This is a genomic window from Bdellovibrio sp. HCB337 (assembly GCF_047302465.1).
Classification (GTDB): domain Bacteria; phylum Bdellovibrionota; class Bdellovibrionia; order Bdellovibrionales; family Bdellovibrionaceae; genus JACMRP01.
The window spans coordinates 440,872-455,190 of sequence record NZ_CP178621.1 but is presented as its reverse complement, the minus strand read 5'-3'; the positions used below and the strand labels follow the sequence as shown (position 1 = coordinate 455,190).

Genomic DNA, 14,319 nt, shown 5'->3' with positions numbered 1-14,319 from the left:
TGTTTGTCGACCTAGGTCCCGGAGTCTCTAGTCCAGAGTCTAGGTGAACAAACAAAGATAAAACTTCATTCTATGATTTTTTGTTTCCAGCCATGATGCAAAGAAACTCAAACATCACATCCACTCCTATTAATGATGTTATGCCACAATGATCAAAAGGAGGAGAGATTTCAACTACGTCCCCGGCCACAAGGTTAGGTATCTTCAACGCTCTTAAGATGCGTTGAGCTTCGTAGCTAGTCATACCTCCAGGAACTGGAGTGCCTGTCCCTGGCGCATAGGCTGGATCCAAGCAATCAACATCAAAACTGATGTACGCCGGAGTGTCATCGAAAGTCGGAAGTTGTTTTACAAATTCATTGATGTGATTTTCACGAATGTCATCCATGCTAAATACACGAATGCCATTTTTGTTCACGAAATCTAAATCGTCACCGCCCGCTAATGGGCCACGGATGCCGATTTGAATCATCTTCTTAGGATCTACTAATCCTTCTTCCACCGCGTGACGTGCAAAAGCGCCATGGTGGTATTCACATCCCCACGCTGCGGGATAAGTATCTAAGTGCGCATCAAAGTGAATGAACTGCAATGGCTTGCCATAGTGTTTTCTTAAAGCACGAAGCACCGGCAAAGTTGTCGAATGATCTCCACCGCAAGCCAGGAATTTCTTTTTGTTCTTAAGAACGTCGCCGACGAAATTTTCAATGCGCTGGTATGTTTGGGTTTGATCAATAGGAACCGTTTGGCAGTCACCTATATCTGCGACTTTCAATTTCTCGATCCAATTGAGCTCTCTGGTCATGTGGAAACCACGGCCAAGGCTGGACATCTCTCTGACTGCAGAGGGCGCAAATCTTGGACCGGGGCGATAAGAAACTCCACCATCATAAGGAATTCCGAAAATACCGACTTCGTAATCGGCGTCGACGGGAACATGAGGCAATCTGAAGAATGTTTTAAGACCCGAAAAACGAGGAAACTCACGACCGCTGAGAGGTTTATAATCCATAATTTTAGCTCTCCTGCTAGAAGCCCCAGTATCTTCTAAAAAGCATTTGGAAACAATCGCTTTGTCGAATACATTTCAGCCATGACGGATCACAAAAAGCTTTTGAAATGGTATCAAGAAAATAAACGAGACTTGCCTTGGCGTAAGAGCAAAGACCCGTATCCAATTTGGATCTCAGAAGTCATGCTGCAACAAACCACAGTCGTCGCTGTGATCCCTTATTTCGAAAAGTTTCTGAAGCTCTTTCCAACAGTGAAAGACTTGGCGAAAGCTCCCGAGGCAAAAGTGCTCGAAGCTTGGGCGGGACTTGGTTACTATTCGCGAGCGCGCAATCTGCACAAAGCTGCCAAAGAAATCGCAGCCAAAGGCTTTCCGAAAAATGCGGCGGGACTTTTAGAGCTGCCAGGATTTGGTCCTTATACGTCTCGCGCAGTTGCAAGTATTGCTTTTGACGAAGCCGTGGGAGTCCTAGATGGCAACGTGATTCGCGTTCTTTCTCGCAAGTATGGCAAGAAAACCGAGTGGTGGAACACAAAGGCTCGCGATGAATTGCAAAAAATGTCAGATCAAATGGCAGAGGCTGGATCGCCTGCAGAAATCAATCAAGCTCTGATGGAATTAGGCGCCACGGTGTGCACTCCGCAAAAAGTGAGTTGCTTGCTTTGTCCATGGAGTTCTGACTGTGTGGCTCGTGATAAAAATCTTGTGGATAAATTACCTCTGAAAAAACCACGCAAAGAAAGTGAAGTTTGGGTATGGCAGCCAGAAGTCCATATTCGAAAAAATAAAGAAAAAAATCAGGTGGCTTTGGTCCAAAATACTTATGCTCCCTTTCTAAAAGGCCAATGGATTTTCCCGGGTCAGGTCCTGACCTCGAAGGAAAAACCAAAAAAATTTGATGTTAAACATTTTATCACTCATCATGATATCTACATTCAGATTCAAAAGGATTCACGCGCCCCAAAATCGCCAAAGACTGTGCAGTGGGTGGAGCTGAAAAATCTGAAACAAGTGAATCCTTCAAGTTTATTAACTAAGGTTTTGAAAAAGGTGGAGACACTGTGAGATTTCTCTTTGCGTTTGGAATGTGTGTGGCTCTTCTCGCCTGCCAATCCAATACCAAAAAAACCGAGCTTCCTGCTGAAGTAGATTATTTAAAATCTAAAGATGTCAGTGTGGTGCTTTCTCAGGGTTACAATCGTGGCGCTGTTTTTTCGGTTGATGGCGAAAAAATTTATTACATCAGCAAAAATCGCATTGGGCATAAGAACACCCAAATTCACGAATATGATTTAACGATGCAACGAGATCGCCGCCTGACTTTTCAAGATGGCGAAATCCTGAGTGTGTTTCCGTTAGAGAAAAATCAAATTCTTTACTCATCCACCACGGATGAAATCAAAGAGCAGCCTTTTGCCACAGATGCAAACCCGGCCTACCCTCGCGCCGAAGTTTACCACAGCGATTTGTATGGGAACGAAATCGGCAGGCTTACGAACTCGCCCGGCTTTGATGGCGAAATGATTTTTGTGCCGATGAAGCGACAAATGCTTTTCACCTCGACCCGTTCGGGAGTTCCTGGACTGTATTGGCTAGACCTTGATACAGATCAGGTCCTGCCGTTTCAAGTGGACCCAGCGAAACCTCAACGCAATCCTTCTTTATCCGCGGATGGAAAAAATCTTTATTGGATCGAAGAAGATGCGACAGCAAAAGTACAAAACATAGTAACTACGAATGTGTGGGGTAAGAACCGCAAGATCGTAAAGAGTCTTCAAGGTGTCGTCAAAGATGTGGCTTTCAGTCGCAAAGGGGAACTTGTCTATAGCTGGATTCCCGAGGGATCTGAGTTTAGCCAAATAGATCTTTATGAAGCTGAGAAGCTCTGCACCCAGACCATTTTGAAAAACAAACTGAACTTTTCTGAAGTGCGCTTTTCTGTGAAAAATCCAAACCTTATGATCTTTCGCGTGACCAGCAATGATAAGAGCCAAGTTTACCGTTGGGATTTACCTATGGATCTTGGGCCTTGCAATGAACAGCCCGTCTCAGATACACTGAAAAAGTGAAATATCAGATCTTGAGTGCATTACTTCTTTTATCCTCGAGCTTTGTGCTGGCGGCCCCCCATCCGGGCACCAGCACTTCTGTTTTAACAGACCCTCAGCAGGGACATTACTTTCAAAGCCAAGGATTTAACTTAAGAACTCTGGGCACCGACTGGTTGCCGACTCCTCAAAATAAAGAATCGATGTTTGAATCTGTGCGCTTCACTCCGAAGGGTCAGATGGATGCATCGGCGTCATTGTCAGTGCGCACAGACACCTTGTCCAAACAATCCAGCTTAGAATCTTACGCTAAGAAGTGGATGCGCGATTATCCAAGTTATGGTTTTGAAGTCTTGGGCGCAAAGTCCTTCGCGGTGGCAGGAAGCCCCGGGCTTGTTGTTGATATGGTTCAACGAAGCAAGAACAAGCAGATCCGCCAAGTCATTTTGCAAAAGGGCCAACGAGTCGCCATCCTTACTTGCTTAGACAATCAATCCAGCTTCCAAAAAACTCTTACGAACTGCAATCAGCTCGTGAAGAACTTCGAGTGGAATAAGAAAAACTAAAACTTCCTAAATAATTTATCTGCACGAACATTCGGATCAATTCTCCGAATCGTGGATCTATTTTCTTTTATCGCGAATACATTTCCAATGAAGCCAGGTAGCAAGCGGCAGAACTTCAAAAAATCGCTTGATCGGTCTGAACGAAATTTGAAGGTTTTGGCCGAACAGCAAAGTGTCTCAGTCTGAAATAATTCCACATACTTAGGCGCCAAATTTGGTCCCTAAATCGGCTCCTTGACAGGGCTAAGTCCCCTAAATTACCACTCATTTGCATCTGAGGCGGCAGGTTTCTTGAAATACCAATCTGCAAGTGAGGTCGATATGAAAAACACAGCAATCATCATCACAGTTTTCGCAGCAATCATCGGCACTGCAAGTGTCTCATTTGGAGACGTTAAAAAGTGCTCTGGAATCTCACGCAAAAATGCCTTTCAAAAACTCCCTATTCAAAAAAAGTATTTTGCCGTAGCAGAAACAAATGCAGCAACAGTTTCAATTCCTAATGACCCACGTAAACCACTAGATAGAAAACAAAACCCTGAGTACAACGCCATTGGTGTTGTTAACACGGATTTGGGACGCGGAAGTGCGTGGCTTGGCAATAAATGCTTGGTATGGACAGCAAAACACAATCTCGGTCGTGACCAAAATGTTATCGGAAAAAAAGTAAAGTTCTCAGCTGGCCAATCTAGTTCTTCCAACAAGGATTTTGAATACACAGTCGACGGAGAAGTCGTTGAATCTGGAAATCCAAGCGGAGGAACGCCAGATGCTGGCGCCGAAGATTGGGTTTTGATTAAGTTGAATAAATCTTTCAGTGAAGACCAAGTTAAACCTATTAAAACTGCGCAGTATAGTGTTGAAGATGCTGGCACTTGCAAAACACTAGAGGTCGCAGGATATCCAGGTGAAAAAGATGTTAGAACTCTTTGGTATCAAACTAATTGTGGACTTCGTACAAGCGATAGCGATATTACAGCTTTAACTGTTGGTTGCCCTATCACTCCAGGTAATTCAGGCGGTCCTTTGCTTTGCAGAGAGACAGATGGATCCCTAAGAGCAATCGGAATCATGAATCAATACTTTGTTTCTGCTACAAAAGGCACAGCTGTAAACTTCACTTACGACTGGAGAGAAGCTAAGGCTGCCTTCCAAAAACACAAAGACACTTGCCCATAGGACATAGGTCTAGAAAGTCATAAAAAACTCGAGTCTTTTCCCTAACTTTTCCTTCATTATTTCCTAAATATGCCGATCTAAACGTTGAGTTAAATCAATGATTTATCAGCAATAAAGGAAAAATGAAGAACAAAATAAAGCTTAACTTCTTCTTCCTCATCTTATTCACAGCAAATCAAACATTTGCCGCTAAATTCTATTTCAAAGTTGAAGGCCACAATTCGGGATACTCCTTACTTACTGGTGACCTTAATTTTTCGTACAGCGTAACTAAGATAGATAGTAGCTCTCAAGAAGCTATTGAGATGGGTTTAACCCGAATTACCATCCATAGAAATGCAAAAGACTCCACCATGTGGGTCGAGCAAAGAACCAAAAATGGGTTCTTGTATTTAACGTACCAAAATGCAGGAAACGATTGGGAACAGAAACAAGTTTCTTTCAGAAAATATCAAACCCACTTTAAAGATGATGACGATACATGCGAAGTCCCACCATTAGTCAAAAATCAAGACGACATGGGATCGGTTGCAAATAGTCTTCTACCGCAGAATTTCAGTAGCGTTGTCTTCGAAAAAAATTGTGCAGAAAAACTTACTAAAGAAGAACTCGAGACCTTCTCCAACTCAATGTATATTCTGCTCGCTGGCGATCGTGACGTTTTGGCTACTCTAAAAGAACCCCCATCTCTTCGCTGCCTCGACAAACAAGCTCAGTCATCATCACCTCTATTCCACCCATTCGAAAAACTTCGAGGAGAGGTTGATCTACTAACAAAATCTGCTGAAAGCACTGATGACGTTAAAAAAAATGTCTCGACACCTTTTCCAATTTCTTGTGATTTCGATGGATCAAAACATAAAAAATGCGGTCGCACACAAGAGGGTCAAAAAGCAAAAATTAGCGTCGACGTCGAATGCTTAAAAAAAGACCCAAAAATGTTTCGAGTAAATGTTCATAAAATGTTCATTCATGAATTTACACATAACGTCCGCAGCCCAAAGGCAATTTCTGAAGCCCAAGCTCAACAAATAGATAAAGGCATTTGCTCATTAGACAAAACTCAAGCACTTTTTGGAAATGCAAAAGAGATAAACCTATCAAAAGACAACGTAATCAAAAAACTTAATTCCGAACAAACCGGAGCAAAAACTATTGCGGGAGATGTTGCGAATCCATATGCATCCTTTGCAGAGACAGAGTCCCTCGCACCTACTCAGCCAAGCAACACCACAACAGCTTCAAATGACCTACCTTCAAGAAATGAAGGCATTAGAAATACCGGTTTGGGTTCAACTAATAGTGCTCAACGCTCTATCGCTAGTATAGACACTTTCAACTCCCCTTCTAATTCAAAGTCTTCTTCTAAGACATCTACTCCGACCATCGAGCAACAAGCAAAGTATGAAAATACTAAATCTTACGTTAAAAATTCGGTCGATGCGATTGCAAAGAAAATTGCACCATACGCAAGATATGTGGAAACTCCAGCGTTCGCGGCCACACTTCCGGCACAAGGCACCCCCGACACAAACTCCCTTTTACCTACAGCACCTGACACGAATCAACCCCCTGCACGTCCTGCCCCTGCGACTCAGGGTACTTCGAGCGAAATAGGTTCTTCTTCAAGCTCTGGATCTAGATCGTCGTCTGCTCCAAGAGCAGCTACCAGCGCAGGAATACCTTCAAGTGGTGTTAATCGAGCACCCGCAGCAGCAAAAAGTGCCGATAGGAAAACAGCTAGCGATGAGAATCTCGAAAATGCTTATGCATTGAAAATCCGCAAGAGACTCGTATCTGACAGAGCTTTTGCGGAAGACCTCCGCAGTAGAGGCGTTCATATCGAATTTGCCGATGGTTATAAGTTTGAAAATAGTAGGCCACAAGTCATCTACACTGAAAAAAATGGTGTCCTCAAAGGGGATAAGTAGGTGGGACTCTTAAAAAAGACCTACATCTTTCTAATAGCTTTTTTCATTGGGTACCCAACCCTTTACCTTATTCAGTTCTGGCACATTAAAAACGTCGTTGATCATAAAGATGAATCTATTGTCGCAAACATTGCGCAGATGCTGGATCACAGCAGTGATCAAAGCCCCGATGATCTTTTTCAGAATATGTTTGATACCTACAGACAAACAGAGAGCATCTCATACTACGTCATAAGAGATGGCAAAGGCCAGCTCATCTACCCTTCCAGTGAAAATGCTCTGATTAAAGAATCAAGTTATGACCCTAATAGCCTCTCCCAATCTCGTCGTAATATCCGTATTCAAGGCAAAGACTATATCGTATTCTTTGGTAAAGATGATGTCTCCTTCGCCACTCTCCTAATGCAACTACTGAGTGATCAAAAGGAAATTCTATTCGTTTTCTGTTTGGGCATCATTCTGTTAATTCACCAGGTAGCATCTTACTTCTTACACTTTGACGTGAAAATGATCATTCAGTGGTTTAAGGGAAGATCGGGCACTGGTGAATCAGAAATTCTTTCTGCGGAAGCTCATCGTCTTAAGAATTATATTCACGGGGTTGAAGAACGCCGTGAACACGCAGAACAACTGGCCTTGGAATACAAAAACAACTCCTATAGCGGTCTTACTTGGGCCCATGAGCAGATGCAAGCTGGCACTAGGAGTGTTGAAATCGTAGCCGCCAGATGCGATATCAATGGCTACACCATTTTAAAGCAGAAAATCTCAGCTGAACTTCTGCAATACATAGTACAAACATTCTTCAATCGTGGTGGCGAATATCTTTCTAGATATGGAGCCTACAAAGAAAACGCCTCTGGTGATGAAATTTCATTCTTCGTCCCAAAAAATGAACATAACGATGCAGAACTCAGAGCCGTTCACATAGTGCGTGGCCTGTTTGAAATTTTCCAAGATCTTAGCAGCGAATTTAAGTTGCCAGAGTTGCAACTTACAGTGAAAGCCGCACTCGACATCGGCACTGTAGAAATTGAAAAGCTAGGCGGAAACTCAGAAACCGAGGGGCAGCCACTCATCAACACTGCCCGTTTCCTAACTGCTGTTGATAATAAAGACATATCGACACTTGTTACGCAAAGCTCTCAGGTAAGCAAGTATCAACCCTATATCGAGAGCCACAACGAGGCACAGGTTAAAGTAAAGAACTACGATGAACCATATCTAGTGACCTACATTCAGTCTATTCACGGATATGCCCCCGCATACACGCAAGATCTTAAGTATTTTAGAACTGATCGCGATATTGCACTTATCCTAAAAGCGATGACCGCTGCAGTCCTTGAAAAGAAAGAGTATGTGTTTCATTCTTTGAGAAATCATCTTACAACACTCCCGGTTTCTCGTCTGAGCTATCAAGTAGTAGCACAGTATAAGGTTCTACTTAAAACCGGACTAGAATCCGGCAACGCCTTACTATTATCCGGAATTACCTTGTTGGCGAAGACACTGTTCACTAGGGATTCAGTAGACGAGGAAATCGTTACTACCCTATCACACTGTCTACAGTTCCCAAATAAACGTGTTGTATCTAACACACGTGAAGCTCTTCATAAGCTACGTCCAGAATTAATTGATCTTCACAAATACATCGGAAACGATGACAACCGAATTGCAGCGGATTCTCTTATTGACCTAATTAAAAAAGATGGACTGACAGACGAACACACGGCCCAAATAACTCGTTGGCTTACCGCCAAAGACAAAGCATTTCAGCTTTCAGCCCTCTATGTAGCATACCAAGTGTACAGCTACTGGAGCGAAACTCGCCCTGAATACATCGGTTTAAATCACAACTTCAAATCCATCGACTCAGTGATTAAAAAAATGGATCACTCGGATGTGGCATTGAAGAAATGGCTCAATATCTACGAAGACACTCAGACTCAGAGAAAAAGTGCGTAGAGGCTTCATATGAATATGCTTTTAGAGTTGTCGGAGAATTTATGAGCATACAGAACGAAACACGATCTCCAATTGAGTACGTTGGATTAGTCGACATTAGGTTCTCTGATATCGATTCATATGGACATGTGAACTCAAAGCACTACTTAGATATCATCTCAACTGCCCGTCTAAATTTTCTGGCGGAGCAAATGAAAATGCCTATTGAGGATGTGACAAAACAGGGAATCGGTTTCTTTCTGACAAAGTCGACAATGAATTTCAAACGCCCTATCTCTGGCCTTCAGAAAGTCCTAGCAACTTCCCGAGTAACAGAGGTACGAGATGGAAAAGTACTAGTAATTCCATATGAATTAACAGATGAGACAAAGACAGTTACCTATAGCGACGGTACTCTGGAGTTTGCGATAATTGATATGCACTCAAAACGCGTAACCACTGCACCTACTTGGGTGTTAGACCTATTTTTCAGCCAAAATTAATTCCGTGAGCCTTCATATTCTTGCTTCCTTGGCACAACAAAAAACTCCCTAGAAGTCACGAGATTTCCAACCCGTATCCTCCTGTGCCCGCCTGCCAGATGCCTGTATATACAGTTCCCAACTAGGCAAAAAACGTCCGATTTTCGGACATCAATGGCCAAAAAGTAGAAGTATAAACCGGTGCCTTTTGCGCCTCCGAACGGCAATTCGCTACTCGTCGCTGAAAATATTTCATCTGCTAAGCTGCCATACCTCGTTTAAATTGAGATAGATTTACAACGCGATGGTCTCTACTTTGCATTTATGCTTCAACTGCATTAACTGGTGTCAGTAAAACCACTCGACTAAAGAGGATTTGGAAAATGAAAAACTCACTAAAATATGTTTTGGCAATATCACCGCTGTTAATTATTGGCCAAAAGACCTACGCCGAAAGTCTCGAAAAAGGAAACTTTACTGTTCGAGTGAATAAAAGCGACATTAACTCGATCCCTGATTATTCATTTGAGCAACAAGTAAATATCGTGCTCAAATATAATAATATATATGTCGATCCAACTTCCAAAATTCAGGTTCAAGAAAATGATATTTCTTTGGACCTCAATTGTTTCAATTGCATTATTCAGCGTGTGGGGCCTGAAGCTTATGAACACTCACCAGACAACAAGGAAACATTCGTTCCATAAATTTGAAAAACTCGAGTACATGTTCCTTCGCCAAAAGCTTGATGAAAAAGGCATGTACTTTAGCTTAAATCCAAAAGATTCCGACTTTGCCACTCACGAGACTGTCCTTACCAACTTGGTGGGGACACTCGTCAAGTTATCTGAAACTGGTCAATTCGAGCCATATCTTGCTGAAACTTTTAGTACCTCTGAAGATGGCCTCACTTGGACATTCAATATACGATCAAACTTGGCCTGTGAAGATGGAACAGCCATTACTGCACAATCTTTTGCAGAAGCATTTACACTTGCATTAAAAAGATACTCAAAATTTTCTAAGGTAATTGACTTCGAACTGCTTGAAGGGTGGGGCTCTTTTTCAAGCGGTCAGAGCACTTCTATCTCCGGCATTACTTACGTAAATAATCGCTTAATCTTTAAGTTAACTGCACGACCCGAAAACTTCATAGGTCATCTACGTCTGCCTTATTTCGGGTTTTGGTGTTCGCATAATTTTAATTCTGACGGTAGTTTTAAAGACGATCACAAAATCATCTCATCTGGCCCTTACCGAGTAAGCCATTCAGCAAAAAACTCAATTCTTCTAGAAAAACGATCAGATTGGTTTTCAATTTCTGAAGATTCTCCAAAGGAGATTCACTTTTCATATGCTACGCCCGACAAGCTCTCTGATTCTTCTCCAACTACGGTAATAGAAATATTAGGTAGAGACAAAGTTTTAAATTTGCCTTCATTTATGGAGATTAAATCACCACCTTCTATTATGTGGGCAATGATTGTTTCTCCAATAAAGAAAGGTCCATTTGAAAGTCTGAAAAATAGACAAGCCTTTGCCGACCGAATTACAGCTGCAAAGAAAAAATCTGCATTATTTTCATCTACGCTGTTTTATCCCTCGACTCCGACGGACGTCCAACTACGGCAGCATCTGACGCCTTATAATAGTGAAATGGCAGGGAAAAAAATTAACTTTGCATTCGCCAACAGAAACTACACTCAGCAAGAAATAGACGAAATTAAGAAAATCACTTTAGAAGCTCTCCGCGATTCTAGTGCAGAAGTCGAATTCCATTTTGGAGAACCGCTGGAAAATAACTGGCGACACAGGCTTTTAAGTAATAGAGAGTTTGATATTAGGATGAATGGAGTCGATCAAGGCGGATACCCCAAAAATCGAACCATTAAAATGATGTTTTGTTCTAACTTAGGCGTTTGCTATCCAGATCCATCCGGCAGAATTTGTAAAGTTGTAGATGCACAAGATAGAAATGGTGGTCCAATTCCACAAGCATACATATCAGAATTTAATCAGGCCCTTTACGATGACGCGTCAGTGATTCCGCTTACTCACTTTGGCACTCACTGGCTCGCATCAAGTGACATCGACTTAAAAACTCTTCCTCCAAACTCCGGAATCTTTCATTTTGAAGGAATTAGATTAAAGTGACCAATCTGTTAGAGGCTCTGCGAAATTTAGGGTTTCCTGTTGCTCAAATTGTGCAGCAGCCTATTGTCGATTCAAAGGGAATCACTATCGCTTGGAATTTTTTTGTCCAGGATCAAACTGGCATTTCACTTGCGGGTGGAACTCACGCAGAAAGTGAAATAGCAAAGAGAATTTCAATAGCAGAAGCATTTGAGCGAGCTTTGGCAAGAAAAATTGCTTCTGACATAAATACCCGCAAAGAGTACTTGATGGAGGAATTTCCAACTTCTTGTGGTTTTGCATGTGGATTCGATTCGAATTCAACTAAAGAACGTGCCATAAGAGAGGCGGTAGAAAGATGGGCTTGGTCGAAATGGATCGACAGCTCGTTTTTCATGGCCCCTCAGGGGTTTGAGCGAAGTCCAAATAGTAATCTCGTTCAGTTATTAGGAAGTACATTTAAAAACGTACGTCTTTTTCGGAAGAACAATATAGTTGTAAATTTGGGTCATGAAAAAACTGACTATTCATTTGTTGTACTAATTCTAGAAACGGATGTCGGAGTTTTTGCCGGCTGCCGCGCTGGCAAAGGAAAAGAGGACCTCATAACACATTCACTAATTGAGGCATCAAGATGTTATAAAAATCACCTAATTTCACAAGAAAGTAATGGATTGACTACGAATAGCATTGTCGCAAAAAGAGCATCTTATTTTGCAACAAATAAGGAAGAAGCATTTCGTCAGATTGAAAAATCGCAAAATTTGAATTGGCCTGGTGCTGAGATAAGAATTCTAAAAGAATTTAAAACAGGAATTGATGGAATATACCTTTGGAGATGCCTCATGAATGACTTTGTACCATGGCATCTAGGTAATGAAATGCGGTTCGTCTACTAGGAGTTCCGATAAAATTCAAATGATTATGTTAATACAGAAAATCCAAAACTTTTCCCTAAATAGAAACTATAGAATTTACTTTTTTCTGGCCATCATATGGCTCATGTCTTGCCAAGCCGTCTTTTTCTTTCTTCAGAAAAATCTTAGTAACAAAACAATTTCATCAATAAACAACCAACTCAGGCAAGAATTGGATTTTTCTAATTTTCAATATTTGGTAAGAAGCATTACGGATTTCCAGACTTCTGGAGCTATCAGGTGCGCTGTTGTAAAAATGAAATCTCCTTCGGCAATCGATATTCTTGACCTCCGCTATATGAATACCCTTGCTGAATGCAACTCACCCGAATGGTTTTTGCATGGAGCTCATGTTTCTAAAGACCTTCAGTCTCTGAATGGCGGCATTTACTCTTTCAGCTTTGTAAATGATAACGGGATAATATTCACTCTCGCTCTATGGAGCTTCCGACTATTCGGCATAGTTCTAATTTTTATGGCATATAAAAATATGATGCTTCGGTTGAAAACTGAGGCTGCTAAGATGAAGGCGGAAGTCCAATATGCTCAAGAGCTTACATCTATATCGAAAAAACTAGCTCATGATATTCGATCACCCATTTCCGCATTGAATATGTTGGCGGGCGCCTTCTCTAATCTAGATCCAAATCACAAAGAAATCGTACAATCTGTTGTAACTAGAATAAATGGCATTGCGGACGAGCTGTTAACAAAAGATAGAAATTCAGATCGCTTATCAAGAATGCTCCCAGCTTTGGAAGAAAATAGTTCGGAGACATGTGCCTTAGTAAGTACGATAGAGATGCTTATAAAAGAAAAATCCATTGAATTTCAGAGAAACTCACTAGTTCAAATCGAACTACGCCCCCATTCATTTTCAAGAGATTTGATTTTGTTATTGTCAGCCACTGAGATATCTCGGATCGTTTCCAATGTGATTAATAATTCTGTGGAAGCAATTACAGAAAATGGAAATATATATATTGAGTTGGGCGAAAATAATCACCAAGCAACAATTGCAATCACAGATTTCGGAAAAGGCATACCCGAAGAAGTGCTCTCCAAGTTAAAACTCTCTGCTTTCAGTTATGGAAAAAATGGAGCTGGAAATGGACTGGGTATTCTCAATGCGTACAATAGTTTAAAGGCGGTCGGCGGAGACCTTAATATTGTATCCAAACCAGGAGTAGGGACAAAAGTAACTATTTCTATCCCACTATCTAGTGCATTCTAAAATATTTGATTTGCATACTTTTAGCCTCCGCCTTTTTGTACTGCGCTTAAGCATTCCAAAACTGCGCAATGTTTACAAACCTCGAAAAAACCGCGTCCCTTTTTCTTGGGGGCGTGGTAGCACTCCGGTCTCTTTTTTAACAACTTATTACATATTTCGGAGTTCTTCCCCATGCAAAAGCTGATTGCTTGTCTTTTGATCTGTGCTTCCCTTTCAGCAAAAGCTGCTTCTGAACTTGAGTCTCAGGTTTTGGCGGCTGTTATTGCTAATGCCTCTTCTATCGTTCTTCTTGATCCTTCTTCTGAACAACCTTTCCCGCAAGACCAACAGCTTCCAGCCCTTTTGGCAAAAGCTCTTCTTCAAAACTACTCTCAATTGGGAACCTTTGGTGGCGAGCTTGGTAATGTCAGTATTTCTTGCGATGAAACTGAATACATTGCCGCTGAAAACGCTATTGCTTATGGCTGCATGATCTATATCGGTGTTGGTGAGTTTAGAAAAGACAACGACACTCTGACTGGGCCACAAACTGAAGGCAGCCTCGGATTCCACGTTTATGTGTTCAAGCCTTGGAATCCAAGCGAACAGATTATCATTGATACAACTGAAACTACGGTAGAAATTGGCGAGTAAGCTAGGATAGCGTACTCAAATGCTAAGATCTTCTAAGCCCTATGCGTCTGCATGGGGCTTTTTTTTATTTACCCGGTCGTGATGTTCAAGATCATTAGAAACATCAAAGCGACTAAAATAGCTGTGTTCATAAAAGCTCCTTCTTGTCTTCTTACACCTCCAAAATCAGGGCCAGCCGCCCGCCAATGTATTGGCTTCTATAGCCAATAAGAGATCCCTCGACGAAAAGGGGCAAACAGT

13 protein-coding genes are annotated in these 14,319 nt (G+C 41.8%); 12 read left to right on the top strand and 1 reads right to left on the bottom strand.

Translation table 11 applies throughout. The annotated features are described in order from the left end of the window. Positions 1–70: 70 nt before the first annotated feature. Positions 71–1,012: an agmatinase gene (speB, locus tag ACLWBB_RS02170; protein WP_413289907.1), complete on the bottom strand. Its 942-nt coding sequence runs from the start codon at positions 1,010–1,012 to the stop codon at positions 71–73. An 81-nt stretch (positions 1,013–1,093) separates the two neighbouring features. On the opposite strand from speB, the gene ACLWBB_RS02165 reads away from it, so the two are divergent. The 12 genes from ACLWBB_RS02165 to ACLWBB_RS02110 all read left to right on the top strand — a co-directional run bounded on the left by ACLWBB_RS02165 (position 1,094) and on the right by ACLWBB_RS02110 (position 14,079). Next, positions 1,094–2,077, top strand: a complete 984-nt coding sequence (locus ACLWBB_RS02165) for an A/G-specific adenine glycosylase (protein ID WP_413289906.1) — start codon at positions 1,094–1,096, stop codon at positions 2,075–2,077. Further along, a complete protein-coding gene (locus ACLWBB_RS02160; protein WP_413289905.1) occupies positions 2,074–3,081 on the top strand; it encodes a TolB family protein in 1,008 nt (335 codons plus the stop codon). The genes ACLWBB_RS02165 and ACLWBB_RS02160 overlap by 4 nt, the downstream gene beginning before the upstream one ends. Beyond that, the gene (locus ACLWBB_RS02155) at positions 3,078–3,626 is read left to right on the top strand and encodes a hypothetical protein (RefSeq protein WP_413289904.1); all 549 of its coding nucleotides are present in this window, start codon (positions 3,078–3,080) and stop codon (positions 3,624–3,626) included. Before ACLWBB_RS02160 ends, ACLWBB_RS02155 begins: the two co-directional genes overlap by 4 nt. Positions 3,627–3,947: 321 nt before the next feature. Continuing rightward, positions 3,948–4,805: a trypsin-like serine peptidase gene (locus ACLWBB_RS02150; RefSeq protein ID WP_413289903.1), complete on the top strand. Its 858-nt coding sequence runs from the start codon at positions 3,948–3,950 to the stop codon at positions 4,803–4,805. A gap of 122 nt (positions 4,806–4,927) precedes the next feature. Further along, positions 4,928–6,736 (top strand): hypothetical protein, encoded by a 1,809-nt coding sequence (locus tag ACLWBB_RS02145; protein ID WP_413289902.1) that lies wholly within the window; start codon positions 4,928–4,930, stop codon positions 6,734–6,736. Continuing rightward, positions 6,737–8,701 carry a hypothetical protein gene (locus ACLWBB_RS02140; protein ID WP_413289901.1) on the top strand — a complete coding sequence of 655 codons (1,965 nt, stop codon included), beginning with the start codon at positions 6,737–6,739 and terminating at the stop codon, positions 8,699–8,701. It abuts the gene before it with no gap. A gap of 41 nt (positions 8,702–8,742) precedes the next feature. Beyond that, complete coding sequence (locus tag ACLWBB_RS02135) at positions 8,743–9,183, top strand: acyl-CoA thioesterase (protein ID WP_413289900.1); 441 nt, start codon at positions 8,743–8,745, stop codon at positions 9,181–9,183. 362 nt (positions 9,184–9,545) lie between these two features. Next, the gene (locus tag ACLWBB_RS02130; protein ID WP_413289899.1) at positions 9,546–9,869 is read left to right on the top strand and encodes a hypothetical protein; all 324 of its coding nucleotides are present in this window, start codon (positions 9,546–9,548) and stop codon (positions 9,867–9,869) included. A gap of 19 nt (positions 9,870–9,888) precedes the next feature. After that, the gene (locus tag ACLWBB_RS02125; protein ID WP_413289898.1) at positions 9,889–11,316 is read left to right on the top strand and encodes an ABC transporter substrate-binding protein; all 1,428 of its coding nucleotides are present in this window, start codon (positions 9,889–9,891) and stop codon (positions 11,314–11,316) included. Then, positions 11,313–12,194, top strand: a complete 882-nt coding sequence (locus ACLWBB_RS02120; protein WP_413289897.1) for a hypothetical protein — start codon at positions 11,313–11,315, stop codon at positions 12,192–12,194. Before ACLWBB_RS02125 ends, ACLWBB_RS02120 begins: the two co-directional genes overlap by 4 nt. Positions 12,195–12,213: 19 nt before the next feature. Then, positions 12,214–13,446 (top strand): sensor histidine kinase, encoded by a 1,233-nt coding sequence (locus tag ACLWBB_RS02115; protein WP_413289896.1) that lies wholly within the window; start codon positions 12,214–12,216, stop codon positions 13,444–13,446. A 171-nt stretch (positions 13,447–13,617) separates the two neighbouring features. Next, the gene (locus tag ACLWBB_RS02110; RefSeq protein WP_413289895.1) at positions 13,618–14,079 is read left to right on the top strand and encodes a hypothetical protein; all 462 of its coding nucleotides are present in this window, start codon (positions 13,618–13,620) and stop codon (positions 14,077–14,079) included. The last annotated feature ends 240 nt before the right edge of the window (positions 14,080–14,319 follow it).

Bases quoted from the DNA above. Each gene is read 5' to 3' on its own strand.
- speB (WP_413289907.1), bottom strand. From the start codon at position 1,012: ATGGATTATAAACCTCTCAGCGGTCGTGAGTTTCCTCGTTTTTCGGGT.
- ACLWBB_RS02165 (WP_413289906.1), top strand. From the start codon at position 1,094: ATGACGGATCACAAAAAGCTTTTGAAATGGTATCAAGAAAATAAACGA.
- ACLWBB_RS02150 (WP_413289903.1), top strand. From the start codon at position 3,948: ATGAAAAACACAGCAATCATCATCACAGTTTTCGCAGCAATCATCGGC.
- ACLWBB_RS02145 (WP_413289902.1), top strand. From the start codon at position 4,928: ATGAAGAACAAAATAAAGCTTAACTTCTTCTTCCTCATCTTATTCACA.
- ACLWBB_RS02135 (WP_413289900.1), top strand. From the start codon at position 8,743: ATGAGCATACAGAACGAAACACGATCTCCAATTGAGTACGTTGGATTA.
- ACLWBB_RS02130 (WP_413289899.1), top strand. From the start codon at position 9,546: ATGAAAAACTCACTAAAATATGTTTTGGCAATATCACCGCTGTTAATT.
- ACLWBB_RS02125 (WP_413289898.1), top strand. From the start codon at position 9,889: ATGTTCCTTCGCCAAAAGCTTGATGAAAAAGGCATGTACTTTAGCTTA.
- ACLWBB_RS02115 (WP_413289896.1), top strand. From the start codon at position 12,214: ATGATTATGTTAATACAGAAAATCCAAAACTTTTCCCTAAATAGAAAC.
- ACLWBB_RS02110 (WP_413289895.1), top strand. From the start codon at position 13,618: ATGCAAAAGCTGATTGCTTGTCTTTTGATCTGTGCTTCCCTTTCAGCA.